Origin of the sequence: Rhodococcus sp. C1 (assembly GCF_020809065.1) — a bacterium.
GTDB lineage: Bacteria > Actinomycetota > Actinomycetes > Mycobacteriales > Mycobacteriaceae > Rhodococcus_F > Rhodococcus_F qingshengii.
This window is the reverse complement of the sequence record NZ_CP078080.1, coordinates 2682506-2694631: the sequence shown is the minus strand read 5'-3', so window position 1 is coordinate 2694631 and position 12126 is coordinate 2682506. Positions and strand designations below refer to the sequence as shown.

The window sequence follows — 12126 nt, the reverse complement described above, 5'->3', positions numbered from 1 at the left end:
CGAGCCGACCAGGGTCAATTCTCCGACAAACTAGCTGACGGCCACGAAAGGCTCTCCCCCACCACGACGCATCGGGGTGTGCGGGATGCCGTCTTCGATGAACTCTTCGCCGTCAGCCTTGAATCCGTGCTTGGCGTACATCTCGACCAAGTAGGTCTGGGCGTTGATCCGACACGGCGCTTCGCCGACCTCGGCCAGTGCGGCCTGCAGGAGGCGGGTCGTGTGGCCCTGGCCGCGAGCCTGACGCGACGTGCACAGGCGTCCGATTCGGAAGCTCTTGTTTCCGTCGTCGTGCTCTTCGAGCAGCCGGAGCGTGCACACCACCTGGCCGTCCTGCTCGAGCCAGAAGTGGCGTGTTTCCGTCAGCAGGTCCCGCCCGTCCAACTCGGGATACGGGCAAGCCTGCTCGACGACAAAGACCTCCACTCGAAGCTTCAACAACTCGTAGAACGTCTTGTTGTCGAGATCGAGTGCCCATGAACGCTTCAAAGCTGCTGTTGCCGTCATGGGTTGGACTATCACACAGTCGCGGCGGTATCCGCGACCGGAGCCGATTCGGAAGCACCGGCGGAATCGAGCTCGAGAACCTTCGAGGACCAATCCCAGACCTGGTTGAACAGGCCTTCGTTGTCGGTGAGCTTGACGCCGATGGACGGAACCATCTCGCGGAGCTTGCCCTTCCAACCCTGGAACTCGGTCGGGAAGCAGCGCTCGAGTACGTCCAGCATCGCCGGGACGGCCGTGGACGCACCGGGCGAAGCACCGAGCAGGCCGGCGATGGAACCGTCCTCAGCGGCGACCACAGCGGTACCGAATTCGAGGACACCACCCTTGCCCTTGGCACGGCGGATCACCTGGACGCGCTGGCCCGCGGTGATGAGTTCCCAGTCCTGGGCCTGCGCCTTGGGCGCGAACTCACGCAGATCCCAGATGCGACCGGCTTCGTTCTTGGCAAGCTCGCTGACCAGGTACTTGACCAGGCCGAGCTCGCTGACACCGACACCGAGCATCGAGAGGATGTTGTTCGGCTTGACCGAGCCGGGCAGGTCCGTGACGCGACCCTGCTTGAGGAACTTCGGCGACCAACCAGCGTAGGGACCGAACAGCAGACCCGGCTTGTTGCCGATGACACGGGTGTCCAGGTGAGGCACCGACATGGGCGGGGCGCCAACGGCAGCCTTGCCGTAGACCTTGGCGCTGTGCTGGTCGATGAGTTCGGGGTTGGTGCATCGCAGGAAGGCACCGCTGACCGGGAAGCCACCGAAGCCCTTGGCTTCCTTGATGCCCGACTTCTGCAGCAGGTGCAGGGCGCCGCCACCGGCACCGACGAACACGAAGCGCGAGCGAACGGTGCGCTTTTCACCGGTGCGACGGTTGGTGACCTTGACGGTCCAGGACTTGTCCGAGTTCTGGGTCAGGTTGGTGACCTCGTGGCCGAAGTACATCTTGCCGCCGGTCTTGCCGATGTAGCCGATGAGCTGCTTGGTGAGCGCTCCGAAATCGACGTCGGTGCCGTCCTGGCTCCAGTTCAGGGCGATGGGATCGGAGAAGTCGCGTCCCTTGGCCATGAGCGGCAAACGCTTGCTGAACTCGGCCGGATCGTCGATGTACTCCATACCGCGGAAGAGCGTGTGGCCGGCAAGTGCGTCGTAACGAGCACGGAGGTACTTGGCGTTGGCCTCACCGTGAACGAAGCTCACGTGCGCGATGGGGTTGATGAATTCCTTGGGCTGTGTCAGGACGCCCTGCTCTACCGCGTGTGCCCAGAACTGGCGTGACACCTGGAACTGCTCGTTGACGTTGACGGCCTTCTTGATGTCGACCGTGCCGTCCGAGTTCTCAGGTGTGTAATTGAGCTCACACAGGGCTGAGTGACCGGTTCCCGCGTTGTTCCAGGGGTCGCTGCTCTCGGCTGCGACGGCATCGAGCCGCTCGAAGGTCGAGATCGACCAATCGGGCTGCAGCTGGCGCAGCAATGCACCCAGCGTGGCGCTCATGATGCCTGCGCCCACGAGCACTACATCCGTCTTCGTCTCTACCGCGTTCTGATTCGACACTGGAGAATCGACTTCCTTGTCATTAGCCGTGCGCGCATCCGCCTGCTGTGTTACGCCGAATAGGTTACCCGTGCGTACACGCGCGGTTCACCACCCCCAATTGTGCTCTACAACGCGCACTCGAAACGACGATTAGATTGTGATTTGTGACTACTTGGGTTCCAGACGTCCTCGGTGACGGATATCAGCAGCTGACGATCCCGCTCGGAACGGATCCGGACGGCGAAGGCGAGGTGGACGCAACACTGGTCCGCTACCAACCACAGAAGGAGGCGGTGAAGACACACCGTGCCGTTTTGTACGTGCACGGCTTCACCGATTACTTCTTCCAGAAGCACCTCGCCGAGCACTTTGCCGAGCAGGGTTACGCCTTCTTCGCACTCGACCTGCGTAAGTGCGGCCGCTCCCTCAAACCGGGGCACACAGCTCATTACGTCTCCGACCTTGCGCTCTACGACGCCGAACTGAACGAAGCGCTGCGCATCGTCCGCAGCGAGACCGAGGGCAGCGAGGTGCTGCTCATGGCGCACTCCACCGGCGGTCTGATCGTTCCGCTCTGGCTGAACCGTTTGCAGCGCAAGCCCGGTGGCAGCGACGGCGCCGGAATCTGCGGGCTGGTACTCAACAGCCCCTGGTTCGACCTTCAGGGTCCCTCAGTGGTGCGCAACGTCGGTACTACGGCGATCGATGCGCTCGGACGGGTATCGGCGAAGACGGTGATCCCGGGAACTGGGCTACCGACTTACGGTTCCAGTCTTCATGTTTCGGCCAACGGCGTCTGGGATTACAACCTCGACTGGAAGCCACTGGCAGGCTGCCCCGTTACCTTCGGCTGGATGCGGGCCGTCCGAGCGGGTCACGCAAAACTTCACCGCGGCCTAGACATCGGAGTGCCCGCGCTGATTCTGCGCTCGAAGAAGTCGCAGTTCGCGAAGGCGTACAACCCGAGCGTCGACCTCGCCGATTCCGTGCTCGACGTCAAGCAGATCGCACGTTGGGCCGGTTGCCTCGGCGATCGCACCACCATCGTCCCGATCGACGGCGCCCGTCACGACGTGTTCCTTTCGACCGAGAAGCCCTTGGCCACAGCCTTTTCCGAACTCGACCTGTGGTTGGAGTGGCTCGACGGCCACCTCACGCCGGCCGCAGAAAGTCCGGCAAGCACAGCAAGCAACACACAGGAGATCGCGCAGTGACGCACTACGACCTTGCAATCATCGGCAGCGGATCCGGAAACTCGCTGCCAGACGAGCGGTTCGACGGCAAGAAGATCGCAATCCTCGAAGAGGGCACCTTCGGCGGAACGTGCCTCAATGTCGGGTGTATCCCGACCAAGATGTTCGTCTACGCCGCCGAGGTGGCACGCACCGTCACCACTGCCGAGAAGTACGGCGTCGACGCCACGCTCGACGGCGTTCGTTGGTCCGACATCGTCAAGCGTGTCTTCGGCCGCATCGATCCCATTTCTGCAGGTGGTGAGCGGTACCGCAGCGAAGACAGTCCCAACACCACCGTCTACCGCGGCCACGCCACGTTCACCGGCGACAAGACGATCGACACCGGAACCGGCGAGACGATCACCGCTGACCAGGTGGTCATCGCAGCCGGTTCGCGTCCGATCATCCCGGACGAGATCGCGTCGAGTGGTGTGAAGTACTACACCAACGAAGACATCATGCGACTGCCCGAACTTCCCGAGCACCTCGTGATCGTCGGCTCCGGATTCATCGCCACCGAGTTCGCACACGTGTTCTCCGCGTTGGGTTCTCGCGTGTCGATCATCGGTCGCAGCCAGCGACTGCTGCGGCACCTCGACGACGAGATCTCCGAGCGCTTCACCGAGTTGGCCGAACAGAAGTGGGACGTCCATCTGGGCGCCCCCCTCACGTCGGTACGCGGCGACGGCGACAACATCGCCGTCGAACTGGCAAACGGCACAGTCGTTTCCGGTGACGTTCTCCTCGTCGCGGTGGGTCGTCAGCCGAACGGTGACCTACTCGGTCTCGACAAGGCCGGCGTCGAACTCGACGACAAGGGCTCGATCGTGGTCGACGAATACCAACGCACCACCGCCGAGGGCGTCTTCGCACTCGGTGACGTCTCCTCGCCGTACCAGCTCAAGCACGTCGCCAACCATGAAGCGCGCGTTGTTCAGCACAACCTGCTCCAGGACGCGTGGAAGGACACGTCCGGGCTTCGCAGCACCGATCACCGCTTCGTACCGGCAGCCGTGTTCACCGACCCGCAGATCGCCGACGTCGGAATGACGGAGAAGCAGGCTCGCGACGCCGGGCTCGACATCACCGTCAAGGTGCAGGCTTACGGCGACGTCGCGTACGGCTGGGCGATGGAGGATCAGGAGGGCATCTGCAAGGTGATCGCCGAGCGCGGCACCGGACGCATCCTCGGCGCCCACGTCATGGGTACGCAGGCTCCGACCGTCATCCAGCCGCTCATTCAGGCGATGAGCTTCGGTTTGTCAGCTCAGGACATGGCGCGCGGCCAGTACTGGATCCACCCGGCCCTGGCCGAAGTGGTCGAGAACGCGCTGCTCGGCCTCGACATCTGAGCCCCGCAGCCCTTATGACGCCGAAAAAGCGGGCACTCCTCGCAATGGGAGTGCCCGCCTTTTCGTCGGTCAGAGTTTCACCAGGGGCTGGTACGCAGCACGATCTCGGTTGCGAGTTCGGCCGGTGCCGACTTGACGACGTCGTCGACACCCGGAAGTTCCGTCACGCGAAAGTCGGAGTACACGAAACGACCGCTGGCGTCGGCGATGGCCCGACCTCCACTGCCCACGACTACGGTGGTCGGAACCTCGACCGGCGGTACGCCGGCAATATCGCTGGCCGACGGATGTCCACGGTCCACGGCGATCAAACTCGCGAAGCGGCCGAACTGACGTGCAGCCAACAGCCACGCGAGATCGGCGCCCTCCCGGTGACCGACCAGGTTCACCCAGGCGATGTTCAACTCGTCCAGAAGTACCACTGCCGAGGTCTCGTCGAGATTCTCGATCGATTCCACCGCGACGGTCCGCAGATCCGAATGGTGCAGTCGCTCACACACATCGTCGTACAAGTCGACGGGGTCGCCCTTGCCGGGAAGCAGGAGTACCGCATGCTTGCTGACCGGCCCGTCGATCCGAACGGTGCACGAACCACTGCCCACCGCTACTCGAGTCAATTCCATGTCTGGAAACGGTACGCGATCCACACAGTGGAGGACCCTGGAGTCGACAGAAGTATGACCACTCATACATTCACGCGCCGCTACGAGCCCGAATTGTTCGCTCTGTACCGCCTCCACTCGGAGCGAAAGTGGCTTTCGGCGCATCTGAGGCGACGGACGTACCGTTCGCTCGAAAGTGGGGGTGGGCCGAACTCCAGTGGGGCGCGGCTCTAGGTACCGGACGGCTTGGGGAGCCTCGTCATTCCGTAGACGTGATCAGCGCGCACCGTGAGGATCTGTCGACGCTCTGCCACCATCGCTTCGCGGTACTCCTCCCAATCGGGATGCTCCTGGCCGCTGATGTCCCGGTACAGCTCGACCAGGGCGTCCGACACTTCGTCGTGAGGATCGGCCGCTGCGGGTGTCACCACAGCAAGCCCTTCGATCACGCCGTAGCTCCAGAAGTCGGGCGCGCTGACGTGGAGGGAAACCCGCGGATCACGGATCGCATTTTTACTCTTGGCGCGATCGGCTGTGATGGACACGGAAGCCGTCTTCGACTCGTCATCCCAGCGGTAAATGATGTTGGACAACTGTGGGCGGCCGTCACGCTTGACGGTTGCCAACACACCTTGTTTTCCCTCGGCCACGAGTGCGAACAACGCGTCGTCGGTGTCTGTGTCATCGCTCATATCTGCACCAACGACGCCGTGCGGCCGGTTTGTTCCGGAGGCAGTCCAGTTCGAAGATCGCGGACCGCAATCGCGCGATGTCTCTTCCCCCGATGGACGACAGCGGACAAAGATGGTCGACATGGCAACTTCTCACGACATCCTCCGACTGACTGCGTTCAGTTCGGATCCGGCCGGCGGTAATCCCGCCGGCGTGCTGCTCGACGCCCGCGGGCTCGACGACCCCGAATTACAATCCGTTGCAGCCGAAGTCGGGTATGCCGAGACGGCGTTCCTCATCGAACCGGAACTCGGAGGCAACCCGCGCCACAGCCGGATCCGGTACTTCTCCCCCATCGCCGAAGTACCGTTCTGCGGTCATGCCACTATTGCGACGGCCATCGCTCTCACCGAGCGAGACGGTGACGGAACCTTCACATTCGAAACACCGATCGGACCGGTATCCATCGACACGGCGACCGACGAGGACGGAACGTCCACCGCGACCTTCACCAGCGTCGAACCATCGGTCTCGCCGATCGATCATGCTGTACTGACAGCACTGCTCGGGCTCATCGGCGTCGATTCGTCTGCGCTCGACGCGCGGTATCCCGCAATGCTCTCGTACGCCGGCAACACGCACCCGATTGTCGTACTTCGTGATCAGGCGGCCTTCGACGAGTTCACCTTCGATCCATCCGCAATGCGAACTCTGATGGACGCGCAGGGGTGGGCGGGCACGGTGACGATCCTGCATCCCCTCGACGACAACACCTTCGAAGCTCGAAATCTGTTTCCGGTGGGAAACATCGTCGAGGATCCCGCGACCGGGTCCGCAGCGGCGTCGACCGGCGGTTACCTGCGCAAACTCGAACCCGCGGCCACTCCGCGGCGGATCACCATCCACCAGGGCCGACACGTCGGGCGACCCAGCGTTCTCGCGGTCGAGATCCCGGTCGACGGCGGTATCGCGGTCACCGGCACCGCCGTGCCGACAGACGACCCCCGGTAACCACCAGCGATGAGTTTCTCCCGGCCGGCGGGTCTATTCACCAGAGCGACGTCACAAGAGCATCGCATCGAGCCGGGAGAACATCATGTCTGCAATCGCTTCAACCGCACACAACCTCCACCTCACCAAGCCGCGTGCCGTACTCGGGGCCACGGTCATCGCCCTCGTCGCCAACCTGATCCTGTGGCTGATCGGCCTGGCATCGGGCGGATCGTTCGAGATGACAGATCAAGGAAAGGTGGCGAGCGTAGCTCCCGGCGGGGTCATCACACTTACGGTAGTGCCGTTGCTGGTCGGTTTGTCGCTCGCAATGTTGATCTCAATGAAGTGGGAGCCGATCATCCGCATCGCTCAGGTCGTGGGTGCAGTGTTTGCGCTCGGCACCATCGCCCTGACGATCGCCGCGGACTTCGACGCCGCCAGCACGGTCACGCTCGCGCTGATGCACGTGGTTGTCGCCGCGAGCGTGGTCGTCGCGCTCGAGGCCGTACGTCGGTCTCCGTCGAACTAGACCGCGGTAGGCGGCGCGGAATACGTCTCGACGATCTCGGCTGCCACGTCACGCAACTTGGTGTTCGTGGTCTGAGACTGCCTGCGCAGCATGTGAAATGCGGTGTCGGCGTCGATCCGATGGATGGCCATCAGCATGCCTTTGGCCTGTTCTATCGGCGCCCGAGTCTCGAGCGCGCGTTGCAAGGCGTCAGCTACCGCCTTGGCAGATTTGAAGCGGGAGAAGTCTCCGATCGCGCGTGAGACTGTTGTCGTGAGAATCTCCATGACTTCCGCGTCGACGCTGTCGAAGGCCGCTGGGGCACGTCCGTACAGGTTGAACGAACCGAGTCGCTGATCCGGCGTGAAGAGCGGCGCCGCGAGAAAGGACTTGATCCCTTCGTCCTTCGCGGCAGCCGCGAACCGCGGCCAGCGTTCTGCGCTGGTCTCGGCATCAACGACTACGGTTTCACCGGTTCGAGCCGCATGCAGACATGGTCCGTCGCCGGCGTCGTATTGCTCGATGTCGACGCGTAGGGTCCGCGAATCGGTGTGAACGGCGGTGTAGGTCTGCCCGGCAAGATCGATGGTGACGCCGATGCTGTCGGCGCCGTCGATGGCGTCGTTCGCGATTTCGACGGCGCGTTGGAGTAGAACCACGAGTTCGTCCTCGTCGCCGATACTTCCCCCGAGCGCTGCCAGCAACTCTCTGACCGCACGTGCCGTCAGCCGAGTTTCCGCAGCCTCGACGGCGACGTCAGCACCCGATGCCGTCGCATCGTCCGGCAGTACCGACGGCACCGAATCCTCGGTTCTCGGGTCGAAGCCTCTGGGGTCGAAAGCGGTATCCACGACGAAGCATTCTTCCAGTTTCACGGGCACCAAGGAGAGTGAGTTCGGTGACAGAACCCGGCAAACCGCCGAGTCGTCATCGCCATCGATCGAGTGCGACACCGAGATTCCGCCTCGCCCGAGTGTGCTGGCCACGAACCGCGTCCGGACTCAGCTCCAGGACAACAGCGATCTGCGGATACGTCATGCCCTCCACTTCTCGCAAGACCCAGGCAGCACGCTGACGCAGTGGCAGGCGATCGAGTTCGGATTCCAGGGCATCGAGAAATGCTGTGCCGCAGACTTCTTCGCTCGGATCACGCAAACGGGGATCAGCTTCTTCCCGGAGTTCGTCCATATCGGCGGCGCAGGAGCCGACTTTTCGATAGAAATCCGAGATCTTGCGAGAACAGATCGCGAACAACCAGGTCTTGGTGCTCGAGCGCCGCTGAAACCCCGGAAGTTGGCGCCACGCAGCGACGCAGGTTTCCTGGACGATGTCGTCGACGTCACTCTCGCTCGCGAGCAGTCGACGGGCAAATCGATACAAGTGCGGGCCGTATCGGCGGACGATGACGTCGAAGGCCGCGTGATCGCCGAGCATTGCCGAGTCGACCAGCACCTCGTCACTGAAGTCGGTCAGCAAGCCGTCGAATTGATCTGTCACCGCGCACACTCCTACTAGGGAGCCGTCGCGGGAGTGAGGCCTGGCTATTCTACCGCGTCCACGTCGACACCCGCGGGAGCGCTCTCAGGCTTCGAGTGCGGAAGCAATGACGGGGAGCCCGATAGGCGCCCCACCGTTGATCAGTTTCTCGAGTAGATCCTGATCGAGGTGCTGCTCGACGAGATCAGCGAGAAGGTCGAGTTGTTGTTCTCGCACCGCGGCAACCGCGGTGTCGGGTGCAGCAACAAAACCGGGAACCGCGAGCTCACGCAGCAGGCTGCGCCGAAAGTCGTCACTTTCCAGGAGACCGTGCCAGTGTGTCCCTCGAACAGGCCCTCGCACACTGCCTTCCGGCATACCGCTCGAGTCCGCCAGCAATGGGCGGTCCCCGTTGCGCACGACGCGTCCGTGATGAATCTCGTACCCGGACACCGAGATACCGTCTGCCGTACCGGTCATCTGCGCCAGCACCTTGTCCGGAGCGAACTCGACATCGAGGTCCAGCAGACCCAGTCCCGCGGTGGTCCCTGATCCTGATTCGACGTCGTCGACGATGGAATTACCCAGCATCTGGTAACCGCCGCAGATTCCCAGGACTGCTTGCCCGCGACCTGCTCGCGCGACGATCTCGTCGGCCAGGCCGGTACTTCGCAACCACTCGAGGTCACTCACGGTGGACTTACTACCGGGGATCACCACGAGGTCCGCGTCGCGAATCCGCGACGGATCGGTCACCCACGAAACTGCCACGCCCGGTTCACATGCCAGTGCCTCGACGTCCGTGGAGTTGGAGATGCGCGGGAGCCGAACCGCAGCAACGGTGAGCCAGGCCGAACCGACGGGTGGGCCCGGGCGCCCTACCGGGGCATTGCCGGTGACGCCAAGCGAATCCTCGGCGTCGAGCCAAAGATCGTCGGCAAACGGGATCACTCCGAGAGTGGGTCGACCGGTGAGGCTGCGCAGTTGTTCCAGTCCGGGTTCCAACAGTGCAACGTCACCGCGGAATTTGTTGATCACAAATCCCGCGATCAATGCCTGGTCGCTCGGCGAGAGCACAGCAACGGTCCCGAACAGATGGGCCAGGACGCCGCCGCGATCGATGTCACCGACGACGACGACCGGAATCCGCGCAGCCTCAGCCAATCCCATGTTGGCAAGATCCGTTGCGCGCAAGTTGATTTCGGCCGGTGAACCGGCACCTTCACAGATCACGACGTCGAACTCGGATCGAAGCGATTCGAGATCTTCGGCCACGACGGCGCGAAGCCACTGCCGATGCTGCATGTAGTCGCGAGCACCCACTGTGGTCATAGCCTTGCCCCGAACGACCAATTGCGAAGTGCGGTCACTTCCAGGCTTGAGCAGCACCGGATTGAATCGAACACTCGGCTCCAGACCGCATGCACGCGCCTGAAGTGCCTGCGCACGGCCGATCTCTCCGCCGTCCAGCGTGACCACGGAGTTGTTCGACATGTTCTGCGCCTTGAACGGCGCCACTCGGACGCCTCGACGCGCCAACATGCGACACAATCCGGCCACAAGAACGCTCTTGCCTGCGTCGGAAGTAGTGCCGGCTACCAGCAGAGCGCCGCGCATCTCCGAACTCAAGGCAGGGTGAGAATCTCTGCACCGGTCTCGGTGACCACCAAGGTGTGCTCGAACTGCGCCGTCCACTTACGGTCCTTGGTGACGACGGTCCAACCGTCCTCCCAGATCTCGTAGTCGATACCACCGAGGTTGATCATCGGTTCGATCGTGAAGACCATGCCCGGTTCGATGATCGTCTCGACCGCGGGCTCGTCGTAGTGCAGGATCACGAGGCCGTTGTGGAAGGTCTCGCCGATTCCGTGTCCGGTGAAGTCCCGGACGACGCCGTACCCGAACCGATGGGCGTAGGACTCGATGACACGTCCGATCACGTTGAGCGCGCGGCCGGGCTTGACGGCTTTGATGGCCCGCATCGTTGCCTCGTGTGTGCGCTCGACGAGCAAGCGGTTCTCTTCGGACACGTCACCGGCGAGGAATGTCGCATTGGTGTCGCCGTGTACCCCGTTGATGAACGCGGTGACGTCGATATTGACGATGTCGCCGTCCTGGATCACAGTCGAGTCGGGGATTCCGTGGCAGATCACCTCGTTGAGAGACGTGCAGCACGACTTGGGAAAGCTCTTGTAGCCCAACGTCGACGGGTATGCACCGTGGTCGAGCATGAACTCGTGTGCGATGCGGTCGAGTTCGTCGGTCGTGACACCGGGAGCGACAGCCTTGCCGGCTTCCTGCAGCGCGCCTGCAGCGATCTTGCTGGCGATGCGCATCGCCTCGATCGTTTCCGGCGTCTGAACCCAGGGCTCGTTGCCCTCTTTGGCGGTCGGCTTCCACGCGTACTCGGGCCGCTCGATCTTCGAGGGCACAGCGAGGACGGGAGAGACGGTTCCAGGGACCAATGGGGTACGCACAGACATGCAGAACAGCCTAGACCTCGCGTCGCGCGTCAGCCGGATGCACTCCAGTTCCGGAAAACCGGGTCGACGAGAATTCTGACGGGGGTCGACATCGTCTGTCCGAATTCCTCGAAGAGCACGTCGCGAGATTCGAAGGTGCCCAGATCGCGGTCGACGAATTCGGAGAAGTCCAAGCAATCACACGAAACAGACTTGCCCCAACTGATCGGAGCGCGTCCGATCGCGTCGAACAGTGTCTCCTCGCCGGTATTCGTGAACGGTTCGAGCGCTGAGACCACCGCAGGTGAAACGATCTCGGAGACGTCCTGCCAGCGTCCGTCGACCAGAAATTCCGGCCACGCCAGCAGCACTGACTTCGGAATCACCGCATGTAGACGCCGAAATCTCGGGTACCAGAATTCCCCGCGTAGTACGAGACCGCGTACTCGGGTGGCGATACCTCGGCGGCGAGCCAACGCTTCGACGATAGCCAGTCTCTGACTGCAGGATCCGCGCTCTCGACTCAATGTCACCGAGACGGGTTGCCGGTCGTCGAGGCCGTACACCGGCCGAATATTTGCAGCGACGCTGCGATGCGCCGACACCAGGAACTCCTGCGCCGACTGGATCGCACCTTCTGCAATGTCCTCGTAGAGGCGGGCCACGTCGTCGTGGCCCCAGTCGAGGATCGGAGTTGCGGCCACATCGCCAACCGACGCGTCGTGGCGGATGTCACCTTTGCGGATTCCACCGAGCAGTACGCACGTCATGTCTCAACCGTAGTGCG

Annotated in this window: 13 protein-coding genes; 4 read left to right on the top strand and 9 right to left on the bottom strand. The window is 62.8% G+C overall.

Features of this window, described 5'->3' with window-relative positions; genetic code table 11:
- Positions 1–30 precede the first annotated feature (30 nt).
- Positions 31–507 (bottom strand): GNAT family N-acetyltransferase, encoded by a 477-nt coding sequence (locus KTR60_RS12475; RefSeq protein WP_003942808.1) that lies wholly within the window; start codon positions 505–507, stop codon positions 31–33.
- Positions 508–518: 11 nt separating this feature from the next.
- The gene (gene mqo / locus KTR60_RS12470) at positions 519–1997 is read right to left on the bottom strand and encodes a malate dehydrogenase (quinone) (RefSeq protein WP_230359902.1); all 1479 of its coding nucleotides are present in this window, start codon (positions 1995–1997) and stop codon (positions 519–521) included.
- 206 nt (positions 1998–2203) lie between these two features.
- On the opposite strand from mqo, the gene KTR60_RS12465 reads away from it, so the two are divergent.
- Positions 2204–3253, top strand: coding sequence for an alpha/beta hydrolase (locus KTR60_RS12465; protein ID WP_064112711.1), 1050 nt, complete (start codon positions 2204–2206; stop codon positions 3251–3253).
- On the top strand, positions 3250–4626 hold the full coding sequence (mtr, locus tag KTR60_RS12460) for a mycothione reductase (RefSeq protein ID WP_064112710.1): 1377 nt from the start codon (positions 3250–3252) through the stop codon (positions 4624–4626). The genes KTR60_RS12465 and mtr overlap by 4 nt, the downstream gene beginning before the upstream one ends.
- A 77-nt stretch (positions 4627–4703) precedes the next feature.
- Here mtr and KTR60_RS12455 read toward each other — a convergent pair whose 3' ends face one another.
- The gene (locus KTR60_RS12455; RefSeq protein ID WP_003942671.1) at positions 4704–5249 is read right to left on the bottom strand and encodes an alpha/beta fold hydrolase; all 546 of its coding nucleotides are present in this window, start codon (positions 5247–5249) and stop codon (positions 4704–4706) included.
- Positions 5250–5458: 209 nt separating this feature from the next.
- Positions 5459–5920 carry a PPOX class F420-dependent oxidoreductase gene (locus tag KTR60_RS12450; protein ID WP_064112709.1) on the bottom strand — a complete coding sequence of 154 codons (462 nt, stop codon included), beginning with the start codon at positions 5918–5920 and terminating at the stop codon, positions 5459–5461.
- 121 nt (positions 5921–6041) lie between these two features.
- Between KTR60_RS12450 and KTR60_RS12445 the strand changes: the two genes are divergently transcribed.
- Together KTR60_RS12445 and KTR60_RS12440 are read left to right on the top strand one after the other, a co-directional pair.
- On the top strand, positions 6042–6911 hold the full coding sequence (locus KTR60_RS12445; protein WP_228402205.1) for a PhzF family phenazine biosynthesis protein: 870 nt from the start codon (positions 6042–6044) through the stop codon (positions 6909–6911).
- A gap of 85 nt (positions 6912–6996) precedes the next feature.
- Entirely contained in the window at positions 6997–7422 is a 426-nt protein-coding gene (locus tag KTR60_RS12440) for a DUF6069 family protein (RefSeq protein WP_042925815.1), read from the top strand.
- On the opposite strand, the gene KTR60_RS12435 is transcribed toward KTR60_RS12440, so the two are convergent.
- From KTR60_RS12435 to KTR60_RS12415, 5 genes are all read right to left on the bottom strand, one after another.
- Complete coding sequence (locus KTR60_RS12435; protein ID WP_003942693.1) at positions 7419–8252, bottom strand: GAF and ANTAR domain-containing protein; 834 nt, start codon at positions 8250–8252, stop codon at positions 7419–7421. The two genes, KTR60_RS12440 and KTR60_RS12435, sit on opposite strands and share 4 nt — an antisense overlap.
- A 76-nt stretch (positions 8253–8328) precedes the next feature.
- On the bottom strand, positions 8329–8898 hold the full coding sequence (locus tag KTR60_RS12430; protein WP_007734974.1) for an RNA polymerase sigma factor: 570 nt from the start codon (positions 8896–8898) through the stop codon (positions 8329–8331).
- 84 nt (positions 8899–8982) lie between these two features.
- The gene (locus tag KTR60_RS12425; protein ID WP_030535634.1) at positions 8983–10494 is read right to left on the bottom strand and encodes a cobyric acid synthase; all 1512 of its coding nucleotides are present in this window, start codon (positions 10492–10494) and stop codon (positions 8983–8985) included.
- A gap of 8 nt (positions 10495–10502) precedes the next feature.
- A complete protein-coding gene (map, locus tag KTR60_RS12420) occupies positions 10503–11360 on the bottom strand; it encodes a type I methionyl aminopeptidase (protein WP_042925817.1) in 858 nt (285 codons plus the stop codon).
- A 29-nt stretch (positions 11361–11389) separates the two neighbouring features.
- The gene (locus tag KTR60_RS12415; RefSeq protein ID WP_064112708.1) at positions 11390–12109 is read right to left on the bottom strand and encodes a transglutaminase domain-containing protein; all 720 of its coding nucleotides are present in this window, start codon (positions 12107–12109) and stop codon (positions 11390–11392) included.
- Between the last annotated feature and the right edge of the window lie 17 nt (positions 12110–12126).